At 38.7% G+C, this 19362-nt stretch carries 17 protein-coding genes; 15 read left to right on the top strand and 2 right to left on the bottom strand.

Going from position 1 to position 19362, the window contains the following annotated elements:
* Window positions 1–1368: a phosphate acetyltransferase gene (gene pta / locus CYO92_RS08020; RefSeq protein ID WP_103588664.1), complete on the bottom strand. Its 1368-nt coding sequence runs from the start codon at window positions 1366–1368 to the stop codon at window positions 1–3.
* Window positions 1369–1436: 68 nt separating this feature from the next.
* Between pta and flgH the strand changes: the two genes are divergently transcribed.
* From flgH to hypA, 15 genes are all read left to right on the top strand, one after another.
* Entirely contained in the window at window positions 1437–2144 is a 708-nt protein-coding gene (gene flgH, locus CYO92_RS08015; protein ID WP_021091364.1) for a flagellar basal body L-ring protein FlgH, read from the top strand.
* A 343-nt stretch (window positions 2145–2487) separates the two neighbouring features.
* Window positions 2488–3633 (top strand): hydrogenase small subunit, encoded by a 1146-nt coding sequence (locus tag CYO92_RS08010; protein ID WP_084041138.1) that lies wholly within the window; start codon window positions 2488–2490, stop codon window positions 3631–3633.
* 9 nt (window positions 3634–3642) lie between these two features.
* On the top strand, window positions 3643–5361 hold the full coding sequence (locus tag CYO92_RS08005) for a nickel-dependent hydrogenase large subunit (protein ID WP_103588663.1): 1719 nt from the start codon (window positions 3643–3645) through the stop codon (window positions 5359–5361).
* Window positions 5362–5370: 9 nt separating this feature from the next.
* Entirely contained in the window at window positions 5371–6051 is a 681-nt protein-coding gene (gene cybH / locus CYO92_RS08000) for a Ni/Fe-hydrogenase, b-type cytochrome subunit (protein WP_021091370.1), read from the top strand.
* A complete protein-coding gene (locus CYO92_RS07995; RefSeq protein ID WP_103588662.1) occupies window positions 6051–6593 on the top strand; it encodes a HyaD/HybD family hydrogenase maturation endopeptidase in 543 nt (180 codons plus the stop codon). Before cybH ends, CYO92_RS07995 begins: the two co-directional genes overlap by 1 nt.
* Window positions 6590–8062, top strand: a complete 1473-nt coding sequence (locus CYO92_RS07990; protein WP_103588661.1) for a hypothetical protein — start codon at window positions 6590–6592, stop codon at window positions 8060–8062. Before CYO92_RS07995 ends, CYO92_RS07990 begins: the two co-directional genes overlap by 4 nt.
* Window positions 8046–10271 carry a carbamoyltransferase HypF gene (gene hypF / locus CYO92_RS07985; RefSeq protein ID WP_103589615.1) on the top strand — a complete coding sequence of 742 codons (2226 nt, stop codon included), beginning with the start codon at window positions 8046–8048 and terminating at the stop codon, window positions 10269–10271. Before CYO92_RS07990 ends, hypF begins: the two co-directional genes overlap by 17 nt.
* Window positions 10272–10316: 45 nt before the next feature.
* Window positions 10317–10730: a nickel-responsive transcriptional regulator NikR gene (gene nikR / locus CYO92_RS07980; protein ID WP_103588659.1), complete on the top strand. Its 414-nt coding sequence runs from the start codon at window positions 10317–10319 to the stop codon at window positions 10728–10730.
* A gap of 399 nt (window positions 10731–11129) precedes the next feature.
* Complete coding sequence (locus CYO92_RS07975; RefSeq protein WP_103588658.1) at window positions 11130–12389, top strand: DUF2157 domain-containing protein; 1260 nt, start codon at window positions 11130–11132, stop codon at window positions 12387–12389.
* Complete coding sequence (locus CYO92_RS07970) at window positions 12386–12991, top strand: GDYXXLXY domain-containing protein (RefSeq protein ID WP_103588657.1); 606 nt, start codon at window positions 12386–12388, stop codon at window positions 12989–12991. Before CYO92_RS07975 ends, CYO92_RS07970 begins: the two co-directional genes overlap by 4 nt.
* A gap of 168 nt (window positions 12992–13159) precedes the next feature.
* Complete coding sequence (gene hypB / locus CYO92_RS07965) at window positions 13160–13972, top strand: hydrogenase nickel incorporation protein HypB (RefSeq protein ID WP_103588656.1); 813 nt, start codon at window positions 13160–13162, stop codon at window positions 13970–13972.
* Complete coding sequence (locus CYO92_RS07960) at window positions 13972–14211, top strand: HypC/HybG/HupF family hydrogenase formation chaperone (protein ID WP_054196671.1); 240 nt, start codon at window positions 13972–13974, stop codon at window positions 14209–14211. The genes hypB and CYO92_RS07960 overlap by 1 nt, the downstream gene beginning before the upstream one ends.
* Complete coding sequence (gene hypD, locus CYO92_RS07955) at window positions 14211–15299, top strand: hydrogenase formation protein HypD (RefSeq protein ID WP_103588655.1); 1089 nt, start codon at window positions 14211–14213, stop codon at window positions 15297–15299. The genes CYO92_RS07960 and hypD overlap by 1 nt, the downstream gene beginning before the upstream one ends.
* Before the next feature lie 8 nt (window positions 15300–15307).
* On the top strand, window positions 15308–16300 hold the full coding sequence (gene hypE, locus CYO92_RS07950) for a hydrogenase expression/formation protein HypE (RefSeq protein WP_103588654.1): 993 nt from the start codon (window positions 15308–15310) through the stop codon (window positions 16298–16300).
* Window positions 16300–16641 carry a hydrogenase maturation nickel metallochaperone HypA gene (hypA, locus tag CYO92_RS07945; protein ID WP_103588653.1) on the top strand — a complete coding sequence of 114 codons (342 nt, stop codon included), beginning with the start codon at window positions 16300–16302 and terminating at the stop codon, window positions 16639–16641. The genes hypE and hypA overlap by 1 nt, the downstream gene beginning before the upstream one ends.
* Window positions 16642–16859: 218 nt before the next feature.
* Here the strand turns inward: hypA and CYO92_RS07940 are convergent, their stop codons facing one another.
* A complete protein-coding gene (locus tag CYO92_RS07940) occupies window positions 16860–19325 on the bottom strand; it encodes an AsmA-like C-terminal domain-containing protein (RefSeq protein WP_103588714.1) in 2466 nt (821 codons plus the stop codon).
* Between the last annotated feature and the right edge of the window lie 37 nt (window positions 19326–19362).

The raw sequence follows: 19362 nt of genomic DNA, 5'->3' as shown, positions 1-19362 counted from the left end.
TTATTCTCCTGCTTGTATGGCACTGATTAAGATGGTATTTACCACGTCTTCGACAAGGCAACCGCGGCTTAGGTCATTTACCGGCTTTTTTAACCCTTGAAGTATCGGACCCACAGCTAGAGCATTTGCGCTTCGCTGAACTGCTTTATAACAGATGTTTCCGCAGTTTAAATTTGGAAAGATAAAGACATTTGCATGCCCAGCTACCTCTGAGTTTGGCATTTTTTTACTAGCCACGCTTAGATCAACGGCCGCGTCAAACTGAATTGGCGCTGCAATTTTTAAATTCGCATCAAGATCGCTCGCCTTTTTGGCAGCTTCTTTTACAAATTCCACATCAGGCCCACTTCCACTCTCAGCCGTAGAGTAGCTCAACATAGCGATCTTTGGGCTAAGTCCAAAAGCGCTTGCCGTTTGAGCGCTACTTAGCGTGATACTAGCTAGCTCATCTGTGCTTGGATTTGGCGTGACGGCGCAGTCGGCAAAAAGCAAAATTTCCTCTTCAAGTGCCATGAAAAATGCCCCACTTACCACACTTACATTTGGCTTTGTTTTTATGATCTGTAAAGCTGGACGGATCGTATCAGCTGTGCTCATCGTAGCGCCACTTACTAAGGCATCAGCTATGCCTTCATGAATTAGCATCGTAGCAAAGTAAATTTTATCTCTTGCAAGCATATTTGCCTTGGCTTCATCCACGCCTTTATGCTTTCTAAGCTCATAAATTTTCTTTGCAAATTCATCTGTCAGCTCGTTTTGTGCTGGGTTTAGCACCTTTGCTTTGCTTAAATTTAGCCCCAAAGCGGCCGCTTTTTTTGAAATTTCATCTTCAAGTCCTAGCAAGATGATATTTGCCGCATCTTTTTCTAGTATGATGTGGGCCGCTTTTAAAATTCTCTCATCGTCACTCTCTGGTAAAACAACGGTTTTGTTCGCCGCTTTAGCTCTTTTTAGAAGCAAGCTTTGAAATTTAAATGGTGTGATGATGTCAGCTTTGTAGCTCAAAATTTCATCAAAATTATCGGTGATTAGAAGTTTTGAGTTTAAATTTAACACCCTTAGCTCGCTTGCGTTTTCATCAAAAACTGGTGCGTTTAAATTTCTAGCTAGCTTTAAATTTAGCTCGCTTTTGCCAAAGACGCTAAAGCCCTCACAGCCAAGAACTATGACAAAGTCGCTTTTAGCTTTTAGCTCTTCAAATTTATCTATAAATTTTAGAAAAAATTCTTTTTCATTTGAATTTATTAAGTTATTTTTATCGTTTTCATCTGGGATTATCTTAAAAATCTCAACTTTTTTGAATTTTGTAGCTATAATTTCTTGCAGATGTGCTAAATTTTTGTCTGTAAAAACGTAACAACTTTTCATTTGCGACCTTTTTAGGAACTTAAATTGCTTAATTCTAGCACAAAGATACTTATTTTAAGGCATTTTTTATGAACCATAAAACGATTTGGCTCGTCTTATCTGCGGGCATTATTTGCACTGGCTGCACACCAAGTGCTGATCCTCATATCAATATGAAACCCCCAGTTTATGTCGAGCAACTCCCTTCAAAAGATAGTGGAACCGGACAAAGCAATGCTGGCAGCCTCTTTGGCAAGGGCGAGAATCCGCTATTTTCAGACAGAAAGGCGATGAATGTAAATGATATCGTGACTATCGTCATCTCAGAAAATGCAAGCCAAACTTCAACTGGTAGTAAAAGTACAAATAAAGATAGCACTATCTCGCTTGGTGGCGGTGTTTTCACAGCTGGGGCTGCACCGCTTTCAACTGTGGCTGATAATCTAAATAAATACGGTGACATCGGCTTTAAAGCAGGCGGTGGCAATAAATTTACAGGAAGTGGCACGAGTAACAGAAGCGAGAAATTTACCGCAACCATTTCAGCCAGGATCATAAAAATACTAAATAATGGCAATTACTTTATCGAGGGTAGCCGTGAGCTACTTATAAACGGCGAAAAGCAGATCATGCAAGTAAGCGGTGTCATCAGACCTTACGACATCTCACAAAACAACGAAATCGACTCAAAATACATAGCTGACGCCAAAATTTTGTATAAAACCGAAGGTGAGCTAGACAAATCAACCAAAAAACCTTGGGGTACAAGGCTTATGGAAGCTATCTGGCCATTTTAATGCAACTTTAAAAGCCTAAATTTAACCCATTTGGGCTTTTAAAAATTTTATCTCAAAAATTTCTCTCGTCTTAAATATGCTAAATTTTTAAAAATCATTAAAAATTATAGTTGATATTTACTTTCAGAATAATGTACTTAAAATATTGAAAATTCATCAAAACAAAATAAAATTCCTCAAAATATTATTTTTTATATTTTGAAAATACATCGCAAAAAAGGGATTTTAAATTTTTTAGTTAAAATTTATTTAATTATAAATATTAATTTTATAAAATAATTTTTTACTTCTTTAAACAAAGATATTATTAACAAAAGTAAAATTTTCAAGCAAAGGAGCTTATATGAATAATGACTTGCGTCAAAAGATAGATAGGCGCTTAAGTGAGCTTAGTGCGTTGCCTAAGATGAAAAGCGACTCAAGTATTGCGCAGCTTTTAAAAGAGAAGGGCTTTACTAGGCGTGATTTTATGAAGTGGGCTGGTGCGATGACAGCTTTTATGGCTCTACCAAGTGCGATGACACCGATGGTTGCTCGTGCTGCTGAGCTTAGCGATAGGCTTCCTGTGATATGGCTTCATATGGCAGAATGCACAGGTTGTAGCGAGAGCTTACTAAGAACCGATGCTCCAAGCATAGATAGTCTTATATTTGACTACATAAGCCTTGAATACCACGAAACTATCATGGCAGCTTCTGGTTGGCAGGCTGAAGAAAATTTAGAGAGTGCTATTGAAAAATACAAAGGTAGATACATCCTGCTAGTTGAGGGAGGTATTCCAACTGGTGCGACTGAAAATTTCTTAACTGTTGGACCTCATGGCACAACAGGTAAAACTCATGCTGTAAATGCTTCAAAAGATGCAGCTGCTATCTTTGCGATCGGTACCTGTTCTAGCTTTGGTGGCATTCAAGCTGCAAGGCCAAATCCATCAAATTCAGTGGGACTTTCAAAGGTAACTGATAAGCCAGTTATTAATGTTGCGGGCTGTCCACCAAGTGAGAAAAATATCGTTGGCAACGTGCTTCACTTCTTACTTTTTGGCACACTTCCAGCGCTTGATGTTTATAATAGGCCAAAATGGGCTTATGGCTTAAGAATTCACGATCTTTGCGAAAGACGTGGTCACTTTGACGCTGGCGAGTTTGTCCAAAACTTCGGCGATGAAGGTGCAAAAAATGGCTACTGCTTATACAAAGTAGGTTGCAAAGGTCCATATACATTTAATAACTGCTCACGCGAGAGATTTAACCAGCACACATCATGGCCAGTTCAAGCGGGACACGGCTGTATAGGCTGCTCAGAACCAGACTTCTGGGATACGATGGGACCATTTGAAGAGCCTATGGCAGATAGACTCTTTGATACTGTTTTGGGTCTTGGAGCTGATAATGTCAGCGATAAAGTTGGCATCGGAATTTTAGCTCTTACAGGCATTGGTATAGCAGCTCACGCTGTTATAGCTTCTATGAGTAAAGATAAAGAATAAGGCGAAAAAATGAGTGAAAAAAGAATAGTAATAGACCCTATAACACGTATCGAGGGACACTTAAGAATAGAAGTTGTTGTAGATGAAAATAATGTTGTAAAAGAGGCGTATTCTGGCTCAACTCTTTGGCGTGGCTTAGAGCAGATCGTAAAAGGCAGAGACCCAAGAGATGCTGGCTTTTTTATGCAAAGAATTTGTGGCGTTTGTACATACTCACACTACCGAGCAGGCATCATCGCAGTTGAAAATGCTCTTGGTATCAAGCCTCCGTTAAATGCCGAGCTAACTAGAACGCTCATGAACGCAGCTTTATATCTTCACGATCACATCGTGCACTTTTATCAGCTCCACGGCATGGACTGGGCGGACGTCGTCTCTGCACTAAGCGCAGACGTGCATAAGGCTAGCGAGGAGGCGTTTAAATACACAAGCACGCCATTTGCAACAGGCGCAGACAAGCTAAAAGAGGTAAAAGAGAGGGTTGAAGCCTTTGTTAAAAAGGGCAATCTTGGACCATTTGCCAACGCATACTGGGGACATAGCACATATAAATTTACGCCAGAGCAAAATTTAATCGTCCTCTCTCACTACTTAGAGTGTTTAAGAATTCAAAGAACTGCAGCTCAGATGATGGCTATCTTTGGCGCTAAAAACCCACATCCACAAAGCTTAACAGTTGGCGGTGTGACCTGTGTGATGGACCTTATGGATCCAGCTAGAATGGGCGAATATATGAGCAAATTTGCCGAGATCAAAGAATTTGTTGATAGAGCTTACTATCCAGATATCTTGATGGCAGCTAAAGCCTATGGTAATGAGCCAAGCGTTCTAAACGATGTTGGTGTGGCAAATTTACTCTGCTACGATGAGTTTTTGATCGGCAAAAATGACCATCTATTTAAAGGTGGCTATATTTTAAATGGCGATCTTAATAAGGTTTATGATATCGATGAAAATAAAATCACCGAAGAAGCTACTAGGTCTTGGTATAAAAACGACAAAGCGCTCCACCCATACGACGGCGAGACTGAGGCAAACTACACAGGCCTTATTGACGGCGAGAGCATAGACGCTGAGGGCAAACTAGCCCATAGTAAGCTTTTTGATACAAAAGGCAAATATAGCTGGATCAAAGCACCAAGATATGATGGCATGCCTATGCAAGTAGGACCGATTGCTAGCATCGTCATAAACTACGCTAGAGGCAACGAGAGAGTTAAAAAAGTAGTTGATGAGTTCTTGTCAAAGAGTGGCTTGCCATTAAGTGCAGTTTTCTCAACTCTAGGCAGAACCGCTACTCGTATGCTCGAGGCAAAAGTAGTAGCAGAGCACACAATGGATGCATTTAATGCTTTGATCGAAAATTTAAAATCAGATCAAGAGACTTGCGCAAAATATGTAATCGATAATAAAAAAGAGTACAAAGGAAATTTTCAAGGCAATGCTCCAAGAGGTGCGCTTAGCCACTGGTGCCGCATAAAAGATGGCGTTATCACAAACTGGCAAGCAGTCGTACCAAGCACATGGAACGCCTCTCCAAAAGACGCACAAAATCAAATGGGAAGCTATGAAGCGTGCTTAGTTGGTTTAAAGATCGCTGATCTTTCAAAGCCACTTGAGATAATACGAAAAATTCACTCTTACGATCCTTGTATCGCATGCGCTGTGCATGTTATGGATACAAAGGGAAATGATTTGAGTACTTATAAGATAAATCCAAATTTATAAGGAGAAAAGATGTCACATAAAAATGCTGACAGGATCAGCGAATACGAATTCTCCATCGGTGTTAGGCTGACACACTGGATTAGATTTGCAGCGATCACACTTTTAGTTGTGAGCGGCTACTATATCTCGTACGTTTTTGTGAGTCCAGAGATCACGAGCGAGCCTACAAATTTTATGCAAGCAAAGTGGCGTATGGCTCACCAGATCGCTGGCTTTGTGCTAATAGCGGCGTTTATCTTTAAATTTTATCTATTTGTCTTTGATAAACACAGCAAAAAAGAGTGGATGAGTGTGGTTGATTTTCTAAATCCAAAAATTTGGATCGCACAGATCAAATACTATCTTTTTATGGGGCCACATCCGCATTTAAGGGGCGTTTATAATCCTTTGCAGTTTGCCTCATACTTTTTCTTTTATCTTATTTTGACTCTTATTTGCCTAAGCGGTCTTGTGCTTTATGTTCATGTTTATCATGAGGGACTTGGCGGAGCGCTTTATGAGCCAGCTAGGTTTTTTGAAGAGCTTATGGGCGGACTAGCAAATGTTAGAACGATACATAGAATTTGTATGTGGGTCATTATGATTTTTGTGCCTATTCATGTTTATATGGCGGTATTTAACGCTGTTAAAGGCAAAAATGGAGCGATGGACGCTATCGTTAGTGGCTATAAATTTGTAAAAGAACACTGATGAGAGTGCTGGTTCTTGGTATCGGCAACGTGATGTTTGCCGATGAGGGCATAGGTGTTCATTTTGTAAATTTGATGGCTAAAAACTATAACTTTACAAGTTCTAAAAACGAGCTTACTCTAATGGACGGGGGCACTTTAGCCCTCGCTCTAACTCACATAATAAGCGAATTTGACTATCTTATCGTCGTTGATTGCATTAGCGCAAATGGCGCAAGCGTGGGCGATGTTTATTTTTTCGACTTTCTAAATGTACCAAATTTTATCAGCTGGGACGGCTCGGCTCACGAGATCGAGATGCTTCAAACCCTTCATCTAATGGAGCTTGCAGGCGACAGGCCGACAACCAAAATCTTAGGCATCGTGCCTAGCCGCATAGAATCATCAAATTTTAGCCTCTCAGATGAAGTGATAAAAGCTTCTAACATCCTAGAAAAAACGCTGCTTGATCACTTAAAAGAGCTTGATTTTAAGTGCGAAAAAGTAGCAAATTTTACCCTAAATGATATCGTTGATGAATACGCTAAAAAAGGTTTAAAATGATACTTGCTTTTAAATTTACTTGCCACAAAGACGCTTCGTTTCTGGTGCCATTTTTACGCTTGCTTGCTGGCGATCTAGCTCATAGCATAAAGTGCAAAGAAGATGAAACTTGTCTAAAGGTAAGTGGCAATACCAGTGAGCTTGAGAGCGTGGCAAATAAAGCAAGTACGCTCTTGCCATTTAGTCTTTTTATAAAGCACAGTGAGGTCTTGGCTGCAAGTGAGCTTGATAAAGATAGCAAAATAAATGAGATAAAATTTGGCGGCCTAACTCCGACTCAAGCGAGCACATTTTTGGCTAGCAAAAAGGCTATCTTAAATGAAAGTGGCGTGCTATGTGAGAGTAAATTTGAGGGTGAGATAACGATTGATAATTTTAATGAAAAGCTAAAAGCTTGCCTAAATTTATTAAAAAACGGCAAGGGTGTTTGCGTAGAGCAAGATAAAAATTTATATGAAATTTCTCTTGGCGTAAATTTTGACGCAAATTTCTTGATGCCTGTAAATTTAAAACAGCTACCAAAAATTTTTATCGCCGATGATAGAGCTTTGACATTTTTAGCTAGCTTTGAAAAGCCACTTTTAGCTCTAAAGACGACAGCCATTTATAGGCAAAATCACGAGGACGCACCGCTATTTTTTGACGTGATGGCACCAAATGACCTTTTTCTTTACGCCCTTTGCGAGCAGCTAAATAAAGAAAATTATAGCTTTTTAAGCGTTAAAGTAAAGGAGCAAAAAAATGCTCTTTCAAGGCTTACTTTGCTTGAAAGTAGCGCAGTTTTAAGCCCATTTTTTTATACAAAAGATGAGGAATTTGAGCTTGAGAGTTTGGGCGAAGTGACTTTGGGGCTAAAATTTAGCAAATTTAGCGATGATGAAATTTGCCTGCTTTCAAAATCAAGCAAAACGCAGCTTCTATTTTTACCAAAATTTAGCAGCTTTGAAGAAATTTATGAGCTTATAAGAGCTGATGAGAGCGGCGAAAGACTACTTGAAAACTTTAGCAAAGAGCGCGCCATGCCAAGCGGTAAATTTAGCTCAAATGCTAGCTTTTTCTCGCTATTTTGCATAGCTGGACGCTTGCTTGGCACAAGCAGTGAGTTTAAAAAAGCAGGGGAGAATTTGCTTCTTATGGCAAGCGATTTTAGCGGTCAAAAGGGCGTTAGGATCGATTATAAGATGAAAGATGACTTTGGTTTAGACGGGGTTAAGTTTGTAAAAAGTATCATTTCATTCATCCTTGCTGGCGCTGGAGAGAAGAATATCAGCTTTGGTTGCACCGAGTCTTTGGCGCATTTTTTGAGCGATTTTAGCTATGAAAAACGAGATAAATTTAACATTAAAAATGTTACTTTAAGCGGGGATTTATTTTATAATAAGGTAGTTAGCAACTTGATAAAAAAGCACCTAAACCCAAATATAAAAACAAATTTTGACCCCGGATTTGGCGTTGAGATCAAGCTTTAGATATGAGATCAAAGGCTTAGTTCAAGGCGTTGGTTTTAGACCTTTTGTCTATACTTTAGCGGACAAATTTAAGCTAGTTGGCGAAATTTACAATGATGACGAGGGCGTGAAGCTAAATTTTAGCGGCGAAGAGGCTAGCTTTTTGGCTTTTGAAAAAGAGCTTTATGAGAAGCTGCCAGCCCTTGCTAGGATCGATGAGCTAAAGAAGATTAAGATAGATAAAATTTATGAAAAGCTTGAGATCATTGCCTCAAAATCAGCCACCAAGCAAGCGCCTATCTTGCCTGATTACGCACTTTGCGATGACTGCTTGCGTGAGTTTTATGACCCCACAAATCCACGCTATAAATACCCATTTATAAACTGCACCAACTGCGGACCGAGATTTTCCATCATCAAAGCATTGCCTTATGACAGGGTAAATACGACGATGAATGAGTTTAAAATGTGTAAATTTTGCGAGAGCGAATACAAAGATCCGCTTAACCGCCGCTATCACGCAGAGCCGATCTCTTGCCCAAACTGCGGACCAAAACTCTATCTAAAAGATAAATTTGGCAAAGTCTTGGCTAGTGGGAACGAAGCGGCCAAAGATGCGGCTAAGCTCATAAACGAGGGCAAAATCTTAGCCATTAAAGGGCTTGGTGGCTTTCATTTGATTTGTGATGCGACAAATGAAGCTGCAGTTTGCGAGCTAAGAGCTAGAAAACACCGCCCAAGCAAGCCCTTTGCGCTGATGAGTAAAAATTTACAAAACGCCAGAAAAATAGCGCAAATTTCAGAAGCGGAGGCGAAGCTTCTTAGCTCAAATTTAAAGCCTATCGTCCTACTGGAGGCAAAAAATGGCTCAAATATCGCAAAAAGTGTCGCACCAAATTTAAATAAGCTTGGTGTCATGCTCGCATTTAGTGGCATACATCTTTTGCTATTTGAGTATTTAGAACACGACATCATCGCAACTAGTGCAAACATCTCAGGCGAAGTTGTGATAAAAGATGAGAGCGAGCTAAGAGAAAAGCTAGGTGACGTCATAGACTTTTACCTTGATCACGACCGAGAAATTTACTCACCAAGTGACGATAGTATCGCATTTTGCGTTGGTGATGAGACAATTTTCACAAGAACGAGCCGTGGCTTAAATCCAAATTTTATCCATACAAATTTTAAGCAAAAAGGGACATTTTTAGCCCTTGGAGCGGAGCTAAAAAGCTCATTTTGTATCTACAAAGACGGCCTTTTAATGGTTAGCCCATATATAGGAGATCTTAAAAATGTGGCGACTTTTGATAGGTTTAAGGACATTTTCACCCTTTTTGAAACGACTTATAACCTAAAAATAGACAAGGTCATAGCCGATCTGCATCCAAATTTTTTAAATACAAAATGGGCAAAGGATCAGGGCTTTGAGTTAGTTCATCTGCAGCATCACTACGCACATTTGCTAAGTGTGATCTTTGAAAATGATCTAGCAGATAAAAAATACCTTGGCTTTTGTTTTGATGGCACTGGATACGGGGAAGATGGCAAAATTTGGGGTGGCGAGGTTTTTGAGCTAAATAAAAAGAATTACGAGCGAGTTTATCATTTTGATGAATTTAGCCTATTTGGGGGCGAAAACAGCATCAAAAATATTTATCTAATCGCATATTCTATTATTTTAAAATACTCTCTTGAGGACGAAGCTAGTAAATTTTTAGTAAATTTTGATGAAAAAATGCTTGCAAATTTTAAAAAAATGGAGCAAAAAGGATTAAACTTAATAAAGACTAGCTCGGTTGGTAGGATATTTGACGCATTTGGAGCGATTATTTGTGGGCTTTTTCACTCAAGTTTTGAAGGTGAGAGTGGCATGAGGCTTGAAGCACTTTATGATAAAAATTTAGATGTGTGTTATAAATTTAGTCTAGATAATGGAGTTATAGGCTTTAAAGAAGCTTTTAAAAGTGCTTTAAAAGATGAGCCAAGAGTGGCTGCAACGGCATTTATAAATGGCTTGGCTGATATTATTTTTGAAATTTCAAAAAAAGAAAAAATGGAAATTTTACTAAGCGGCGGAGTTTTTCAAAATAAGACTTTACTCGAACTTATTTACAAAAAATTTACTAAAGTAAATTTGAAATTTTATATCAATAAAAAATTCTGTAGCAACGATTCTAACGTAAATTTAGGGCAAATTTATTATTATTTATCCACATTTTCTAATAAGTGATGTATAATGATTATAAACGGTAATCAAACGAGAAAGGAGCAAAAAATGGATAGTGTTATACGTTTTAGTGTTTCTTTGCCTAGTCAGTTACTAGACGAACTAGATAAGAAGGTTAGCGAACAAGGCTACGCTTCTAGGAGCGAATTTACGAGGGATCTGATCCGTGAAAAAATCGTAAATGATAGCTGGAAGGACGCTAATGAAGAGTTGATCGGTGTTTTGACGCTCATTTATGTGCATCATCACAACGATTTGGTGAATAAAAAAATGGATATCGAGCATGACTCTGACGTGAAAATAATCTGTACAAATCACGTACATGTCGATCACCATAACTGCTTAGAAACGATCTCTATAAGAGGAGAGGCAAGCAAAATAGAACGCTTTTCTGAGAGAATCGCTGGCTTAAAAGGTGTTAAATTTTCTAAACTTACAAAGGCAGCCGTTCCTAAATTTTAGCGTGCTAAAGTCTTTGAAGTGGTATAGAATTTAGGAGTTTTTAGCAAGTATAGCAAGCAGCTGGTTTCTTGTAGCTGTGGTGTTTATTACATTAGTCTTTCAAAGTAGTTTTTAAGCGGTTTTTGTAGTTTTTGTAAATTTATATGGAGTTTTTGGCGATTTGCTCGTGCAAACTCCATATCATTTGAATAAATGATAATTTGATGGTCATTTACTCTTTTTATTGGGCTTTGGCTAAAATTCAAATTTCTAAAAATTTTTTGAACTCATCCAAATATCTCTTCTTAGCATTTACACTATATTTTTATATAATAACAACAAAATTTGATCCTTATTACCACATTTTTACGCTGGTTAATAGGCTTCTTATGTTTTAATGAGCTTGCAAAGGAGTTGTTGTTGAACTTTTTAAATAGAATTTTTCTAGCAAAAGAGCTGGATCGGTGGCAAAGTGATGGAATAGTCGATAAAGAGACCGCTATAAAAATAGCAAATTTATACGACATCGACCCTGACGCTCATAGTGACAAGATGAGTTTTGTCCTAAAACTCGTAGCGTATCTCTTTTTTGCGCTGGCTTTTTTTACGCTTGTTGGTGCAAATTGGGAAGAGATACCAAGGCTGGGACGTTTGGCGCTTGTGTTGTTTGTACTTGGGCTTGTAAATTTTGGTGGAATTTACTATCTCGCAAAGGGAAAGGAAAATCTATCAACGGCGATGTTTTTTCTTGGAAATTTTTGCTTTGGTGCGGCGATTGCACTTATTGCTCAAATTTATCACATTAGCGATGAGCCAAGCGGCGGTATTTTACTTTGGAGTATCGGAGCGTTTGCGGTTTCTTTTGCTAGTAAAAAAGGTGTGTTGGTAGCCCAAAGCCTTATCTTTGCGACAGTTTGGTTTTTTATGATAGCTTATCAGGGCGACTTTGGTTTTGGCTTTATCATTTTTATAGTACTCGGCGCATATACGCTTTACAAAGACGACTCAAAATGGCTTGCTTTTGTGCTTTTTATAGATATCTTTATATACATAATTTCATTTTGCGGCTACATTAGTGGTCTTAGAGCGATATTTGATTATGGATTTTTGTTTGGACTTCCTATGGTTGCGATCGTATCGCTATCTTATGCGCTTTTACTTATTAGCATTTCGCCGCTACTAGATAAATTTAGAGCAGGGCTTGGTGCATTTGCAAAAGAATTTGGTAAAAATTTTGGCGTTTTTGTGTTGTTGCTTTGTCTGCTTTTATTTGAAGAAAGAAATTTATTTGAGGCTGGAGATGAAGAGCTTTGGTTCGTGAAGTCGTTTTTTAAAAGCAACTTTGGCTTTGTTTTTATTTTGTTTAGTGTTGCTTATTTTGCAATATTTTTTAAAGAAAAAAACAAGAGTGGTTTGCTGCTTGGGGCACTTCTCGTATCATTGCCATTTGTCTTTAGCTACGGTCCTGGCTACGCAAATATATTTTTTTCGCTCGCAAATATCATAACAGCTGCGGTTCTTATCAAAAAGGGTGAGTTAAAACTTGGTCTTTGTATGATATTTTTGGTTGCAGCCGTGAGGTACTTCCAGCTAATAGGTGATTATATTGGTGCTACGGCGCTATTTATGGTGTTTGCTTTCATAGTGCTAGTTGTGGCTAGAAAAGGACGTAAAAAATGAAGATAAAAGTATTAATAGTAGCTGTGGTTTTTCAAATTTCGCTTATTGGCATTATGCTTGGCTACGCACTTATGCCACTTTATTTTGGGCAAGAGGTAAGAGTAAGGGTTAATCTTTATGATCCAAGAGATCTTTTTCGCGGAAATTATGTTGATTTGAACTATGAATTTTCAAATTTTCATTCAAGAAATTTTGACGAAAATGATGAAGGTGACCGCTATATCGACCAATACGATGAGAGAGTAAGAGATGGGGCTAGAGTTTATGCTGTTTTAAAGCCAGATGTTAATGGCACTTACAGCTTTTCCAAATTTAGTATACGCAAGCCAGACAATGGAGTGTTTTTAGCTGGTAGATATGATGGCTACTCGCTCGTAAAATACGGTATAGAGCACTTTTATATGTCGCCTGATAGTGCGGCTAATACTGAAAATGAAATGAGAGAAGAAGACGTTGATGCATATGCTGTTTTGATGGTGATGGAAAATGGCAAGGCTAGGCTAAAGGATTTAATAATCCAAAAGAATGCCCAAAAAAATAGCAAAAAACTACTCGGTGATGAAAATTTTGATAAGTTGGATGAGATTAGGCAAAAAGAGTAAAGTAAATTTAGTCAAAATGCTTGAAAATTTTATTTATATTTTTAAATTTAAATAAAAATTTAAATAAATTAATTAATTTTGATCTATTTGCCAAAACTCCTAAATTTTAATTTTATTTTTAAATTTAAGAGTTAAAATCTCCATAAATTAATAAAAAAGGATGAAAAAATGTGTAAAGATTGCGGTTGTTCAATGGGTAATCACGCCCACACTCACACTCACGCTGATGGCACCACTCACTCGCACCCACACACTCATGATGGACATACAGATCACGCTCATGACGCACATGAGCATAGCCATGAGGCTCACGCACACCCTGTGCTAAACGAGAGTAAAACCATAGACGTGATAGAGAAAATTCTCTGCGAAAATGATAAAGAAGCTGCTCACAACAGAGCTCATCTTGATGAAAAAAAGATACTTTGCGTAAATTTAATGAGTAGCCCAGGCGCTGGCAAGACCACGCTTCTTGAGGCTACGATAAAGGCTGGTAAGTTTAAAATAGGCGTTGTAGAGGGCGATCTTGAGACAAATCAAGACGCCGACCGTATAGTAAAGGCTGGCGCAAAGGCTCATCAGATAAGCACAGGTCAGACCTGTCACTTAGATGCTTTTATGGTGCACGAAGGCCTTCATCACTTGCCACTAAATGAGCTTGATCTGGTTTTTATAGAAAATGTTGGAAATTTAGTCTGTCCTGCAAGCTACGATGTGGGCTCACATTTTAACGCTGTGCTTCTTTCAGTGCCAGAGGGCGATGACAAGGTGAGCAAATATCCTGTGATGTTTAGGGCTGCTGACGTGCTTCTCATTACAAAAGCTTCGCTCGCACCACACTTTGACTTTGACATCGAGCGAGTGAAAAATGACGCTAGAAAGCTAAATCCAAAGGTTGATATCTTTGTGATAGATAGCAAAACGGGTGAAGGTATCGATAAGTGGATAAGTTATTTGGAATTTAAAAAAGAGCTAAGATAATGTGCCTCTCGATCCCTTCAAAAGTAATAGAAATAGATGAAAATAACGTTGCTACGGTTGAGACTTTGGGCGTTACTAGAAAGGTAAGCCTAGATCTCATCTCTGAAGAGGTAAAAGTTGGCGAATATGTGCTAATCCACGTTGGATACGCTATGCAAAAGATTGATACGCAGTTTGCGCTTGAGAGCTTAGAGGTCTATCAAAAGATCGCTGATGATATGAATGCGGGGAAAATTTGATGGATCTTATCAATGACTTTCGCGATAAAAATTTAATCCTAGCCCTTTCAAAACTCATCCAAAAAGAGAGCACAAAACCCCTAAATATCATGGAAATTTGCGGCGGGCACACGCATAGCATTATGAAATTTGCACTGCCAAGCTTGGTAGGAGAGCATATAAATTTTATCCACGGCCCAGGCTGTCCAGTTTGCGTGATGCCAAAGAGCCGCATAGATGAGGCCTGTAAGCTAGCTAGCATGGATAATGTGATCTTTTGCACGCTAGCTGACATGCTAAGAGTGCCTGGTTCAAAGACAAGCTTGCAAAAGCTTCGCGGCGAAGGGCATGATATAAGGGCACTTTACACGCCACTTGATGCGCTAAATATCGCTAAGCAAAATCCAGACAAAAAGGTCATATTTTTTGCCATTGGCTTTGAGACAACGACGCCAATGAGCGCAAATTTGGTTGAAAAAGTGGTGCAAGAGGACATTAAAAATTTATACTTTCACATAAATCATGTAACCGTTCCAGCTCCAGTTAGAGCTATAATGAGTGATGAAAACGTGAGGATAGATGCATTTCTAGGCCCAAGTCACGTGAGCGTGATCACTGGAAGTAAAATTTACAAAGAGCTGGCGAGCGAATTTAAAAGACCGATCGCCATTAGTGGTTTTGAGCCGCTTGACATCATGGCAAGTGTGCTAAATTTAGTCCGTCAGCAAAATGAAGGAACATATGAGGTTTATAACGAGTACGCAAGGGCGGTTAAAGAAGAGGGCAACGTCAAGGCAAAAGAGCTCATAGCTAAGTACTTTGAGCCGTGCGACTTTGTCTGGAGAGGCCTTGGTGAGATAGCGCAAAGCGGCATGAAGCTAAAAGATGAATTTGCCTACCTTGACGCTAGAGTGCAGTTTGACTGTAGCGTAGAGAGTGCCGGCGAGAGCAAGGCATGCATTTGTGGGCAAATTTTAAGAGGGCTAGCAAAGCCAACAGAGTGCAAAGTCTTTGGCAAGGTTTGCAACCCGCAAAATCCGATAGGATCGTGCATGGTCTCAAGCGAGGGCGCTTGTGCGGCATATTTTAAATACGCAAGAGTTGGTTAAGGAATTTAATGAAAAAGATAATGCTAAGTCACGGCGGCGGCGGCGAGGAGATGAACTCGCTTATTAACGAGACGATATTTAAAATTTTTGATAACGAAATTTTAAGGCAAAGCAACGACTCGGCGATATTAAATTTAAACGGCAAGATCGCATTTAGCTCTGATAGCTTTGTGGTAACTCCCATTTTTTTTAACGGCGGCGATATCGGTAAGATCGCAGCTTGTGGCACGATAAACGACCTAGCGATGGTTGGTGCAAGCGCTAAATACCTAAGCTGCTCTCTCATCATCGAAGAGGGGCTAAGTATAGAAGAGCTTGAAACGGTGCTTGGCTCGCTTGCTAAAACTTGCAAAGAGAGCGGTGTGAGCGTAGTTTGTGGCGATACAAAGGTCGTGCCAAAGGGCAAATGCGATAAAATTTTCATAAACACAGCAGGTATCGGTGAAATAGTTTGCGAGGGTGTGGAGCTTAAAAATTTAAAAGCTGGGGCTAAAATTTTAATCTCTGGAGATGTTGGCAGACACGGCGGTGTGGTGCTTGCTGCAAGAGAGGAATTTGAGCTCGGATTTGATCTAAAAAGTGACTGCAAGAGCCTAAAAGAGGTTGCTTTGAGGCTATTTGAGGCTGGCATAAAACCGCAGACTATGCGTGATGCGACAAGAGGCGGACTAAGCGCAGTGCTAAACGAGTGGGCTAAATTTAACAAATTTGACATCTTGGTCTTTGAAGAAAATATCAAGGTCGCAGACGAAGTGATGGGCGTTTGTGAGCTATTTGGATTTGAGCCTTATGAACTTGCAAATGAGGGCACTTTTGTGATGGCTGTCGACGAGAGCCAGGCTGAGGACGCGCTTAAAATTTTAAGAGAATTTGATCAAAACGCGATGATAATAGGCGAAGTAATGGAGGCTAAAAACGAGCGTGTCATCATCGAAAACGCCTATAAATCAAGAAGATTCCTCGAGCCGCCAAAGGGCGAGCTACTACCAAGGATCTGCTAATGCACGAGCTTAGTATCGTTCAAAATTTAGTTAGCCTTTGCGAGAAAAATGCCGCCAAAGAAAACGCAAAAGAGATAAGCAAGATCGAGATAAAGATTGGCCGCTTAAGCGGGGTGGAGCCTCATTATTTGCAGAGCGCTTTTGATGTTTATAAGGCTGGTACGATCTGCGAAAACGCCGAGCTTATCATAAATTTACAAGGTATTGTTGTAGAGTGTTTGGATTGCGGATTTGGCGGAGAGCTTAATGAAAATGACTTCACCTGTCCAAAGTGCAAAAGCCAAAATTTAAAGGTAACTGACGGCGAGGATATGTATCTGATGCGCCTTGAGATGAAGTAAATTTTACATATTTTTATATGTAAAATTTTATGTTTTTATCAAAATATTTTAATGGTTATAGTATTAAAAAAATAGCTATCAAAGCCTTGATCTTTAGCTTTTGATATATTTACGAACTTTGCGAGCCGAGGATAATATAAATAATCAAAAGAGTGCCACTCTTGGCTTTAGAAGCAGCCAATAATTTTTCTATAATTTCCATGCGTTGCAGATTTAAACTACTCAAATATCAAAAACGGAGCCTGAATCACGTTTCTTATTATCTTTAGTGGCGAGAGCAGGGCATCTTGCAGGATCTGCGTTGAGTACTCTGGCTTATCAGTAGTGCCTCGTATGGCGATGACAGTTGAGAGCGAGCGGTCCTTGCCAAGGATTATTTGATTTACCAGTGGAATTTTATCAATGATACTGCTAGCATCTTTTAGTAGCTTTAGCTCAAGGTCGATATTTATCTTTTTGCTCTTTAGATCAATCGTGCCACGCCCGCCGATATCAGCACTTGTGCCTATCATTTCAATCGCTAAAAACTCGATCATATCGCCATTTCTAGTGAGTAAAATTTTACCATTTTTAACAGTAAAGCCCTTGTCGTTAAAGTCAGGCGTTTTAAAGCTAAGAAGCGATGGAACCGAGTTTAAAAAGCTAAGCAGTCTTTGATAAAAGATATAATCCTTTAAAAAAGTATCAAAAAATCTCACCTCAGCCTTGAAATTCTTTGAGTTTTCTCCAAGTAGTTTCAGGCGAAATTTACCGCCCTCAAAACTCTTGATGCCAAAAAGGTCGTTGATAAATTCTCCGCTTATGTCGGTTGCATCTAAATTTATACTCTTTTCATCGTTAAAATAGCCAACTCTTCCTTGCTGCGCCAGCCCATTTAGTGAGGTGCTTTTGCCCTTTTTCTCGGCGCTAAAGCTAGTAAATGGCAAGGTCTTGTTTAGATCCTTTAAAATGATATCGCCATTTTTTGCTAAAAGCTCAAGCGGTGTGCTTTGCTCGCTGGTTTTGTTATCGTCAAGCACTAGTAAATTTAGATCTTTAGTTTTTACGTTTATGGCTTTTTCTTTTATGTCTAGGCTTAGCTTTTTACTTGCGCTATCTACCTTTACGCCAGCTTTTGAGACTAAAATTTTAAGATCGTCATTTTCGTACTTTGAGCCATTTTTATCTAAAAACGGCAAATCAAAGTTTGCCTCTTTAGCAAAAATTTCAAGATCAGTAAAATCCTTACTTTTTATGCTAAGCTCATCAAAACCACGCACGCCGTTTTGCTTTAAAACAGGCGAGCTCTCTATGAAAAATTTACTATTTTTTGTTGATATTTTACTTTCACTGCCAAAGCTCATATCAAGCCCAAATGGTTCTATCTTAAGTAAAGTCTTATTATTCTTGCTAAAGTCTAAAAAAGCAGTAAATGGCTCATTTTTAAAGGCTAAAATTTCATCATTTTTCTCTTTTAGATCAAAGCTTTCTATTGTGCCTTTTATCTCGCCAGTGCTTTTTTGTAAATCTATATTCGCTTTGGCATTTGCCTTAAAAAAGTCAAGCCCAAAGCCAGTCGCATCGATGCTTAAATTTGTCGTATTTATAAGTTTTACAAGAGCACTTTTAGCGTTAAATTTACTTCCGGCTATTTCTATGACTGCATCGCTGATTTTAAACTCACCATTTGCGATAACGCTTTTTTCATCAAAATTTTCTAAGCTTTTCTCGTCTAGTTTTATCAAAATTTTTAAGCTAGCATCCATTTTTCCGCTAAGCTGCCTTACTGGCACGATGATCTTATAGGCTTTTAATATCTCATTTATAGTTTCATCATAGATCGATTTTGTCTTTATAAAAAGCTCTAAATTTGCGCTTTTTTCATCAAAGATATTATTTATCGTAACATTTGAGCCATCAAGTTTTTTGCCCTTGTAAATAGGTGAAATAAGATCAAATTTAAGCTTTGAGTTTTTAAGCGTAATATTTGCCTCGCCTACATTTACGGCCGGCAAGTCTTTTTCAAATTTAACGAGCAAATTTTTAGTATTTGCGGTGGCATTTAGATCATTTAGATAAAAGTTATTTTTGGCTAGATCAGCCTTGCCATTTATCTCATTTAGGTGATAGTCATCAGCCACGATGTAGCCATATATCCAGTTTTTAACCTCGCTGTTTAGGTGTATGCGGCTATCAAGCTCAGCGATGAAGTCCTTGATGCTACCAGCTTCGACGTCATAGGCTTTGTAGGTTAAAAGCGTATCTTTTAAGGCAAAGCTAAGCTTGCCATTTAGCTCGTGCGAGGTGAAATTTCCATCAAATTTATAGTCATCCTTGTCAAAATTTGCACTGCCTTCGCCGCTAATGCTTACATTAAAGTCTTTAAGACTTAAATTTTTTACTATGAAGCGATCTATGCCATCTTGCTGCTCTTTTTGAAATTTGATATCGATGTTTAGATAAGGACTATCAACGAAAAATATATCATCTAAAAATAAAATTTTGATATTAAAATCATCGCCTATTTGCACGCTCTCAAGCGAAATTTCTTGAAAAAAGGTCTCAAGATAATCCACGCCCTGACTAAGGTTTAAAAGTTGCTTGTCGCTAGCTTTTTGCTCTGCGTTTTGTTTAAAATTAGGTAGCTTGATCTGCTTTGCTCTTACAATTATTTTTTTATCTAACTTTATATATAATTGCTCCAATTTTACGCCGTAAAACTCGAAATCGTTAATTTTTATG

The sequence above is a fragment of the Campylobacter concisus genome (assembly GCF_002913715.1).
GTDB classification, from domain to species: domain Bacteria; phylum Campylobacterota; class Campylobacteria; order Campylobacterales; family Campylobacteraceae; genus Campylobacter_A; species Campylobacter_A concisus_AG.
Note: the sequence above shows the minus strand (reverse complement) of the source record. Positions and strands in the feature narration are given on the sequence as shown.

Bases quoted from the DNA above. Each gene is read 5' to 3' on its own strand.
- pta (WP_103588664.1), bottom strand. From the start codon at position 1,368: ATGAAAAGTTGTTACGTTTTTACAGACAAAAATTTAGCACATCTGCAA.
- flgH (WP_021091364.1), top strand. From the start codon at position 1,437: ATGAACCATAAAACGATTTGGCTCGTCTTATCTGCGGGCATTATTTGC.
- CYO92_RS08010 (WP_084041138.1), top strand. From the start codon at position 2,488: ATGAATAATGACTTGCGTCAAAAGATAGATAGGCGCTTAAGTGAGCTT.
- CYO92_RS08005 (WP_103588663.1), top strand. From the start codon at position 3,643: ATGAGTGAAAAAAGAATAGTAATAGACCCTATAACACGTATCGAGGGA.
- cybH (WP_021091370.1), top strand. From the start codon at position 5,371: ATGTCACATAAAAATGCTGACAGGATCAGCGAATACGAATTCTCCATC.
- CYO92_RS07995 (WP_103588662.1), top strand. From the start codon at position 6,051: ATGAGAGTGCTGGTTCTTGGTATCGGCAACGTGATGTTTGCCGATGAG.
- CYO92_RS07990 (WP_103588661.1), top strand. From the start codon at position 6,590: ATGATACTTGCTTTTAAATTTACTTGCCACAAAGACGCTTCGTTTCTG.
- nikR (WP_103588659.1), top strand. From the start codon at position 10,317: ATGGATAGTGTTATACGTTTTAGTGTTTCTTTGCCTAGTCAGTTACTA.
- CYO92_RS07970 (WP_103588657.1), top strand. From the start codon at position 12,386: ATGAAGATAAAAGTATTAATAGTAGCTGTGGTTTTTCAAATTTCGCTT.
- hypB (WP_103588656.1), top strand. From the start codon at position 13,160: ATGTGTAAAGATTGCGGTTGTTCAATGGGTAATCACGCCCACACTCAC.
- CYO92_RS07960 (WP_054196671.1), top strand. From the start codon at position 13,972: ATGTGCCTCTCGATCCCTTCAAAAGTAATAGAAATAGATGAAAATAAC.
- hypD (WP_103588655.1), top strand. From the start codon at position 14,211: ATGGATCTTATCAATGACTTTCGCGATAAAAATTTAATCCTAGCCCTT.
- hypE (WP_103588654.1), top strand. From the start codon at position 15,308: ATGAAAAAGATAATGCTAAGTCACGGCGGCGGCGGCGAGGAGATGAAC.
- hypA (WP_103588653.1), top strand. From the start codon at position 16,300: ATGCACGAGCTTAGTATCGTTCAAAATTTAGTTAGCCTTTGCGAGAAA.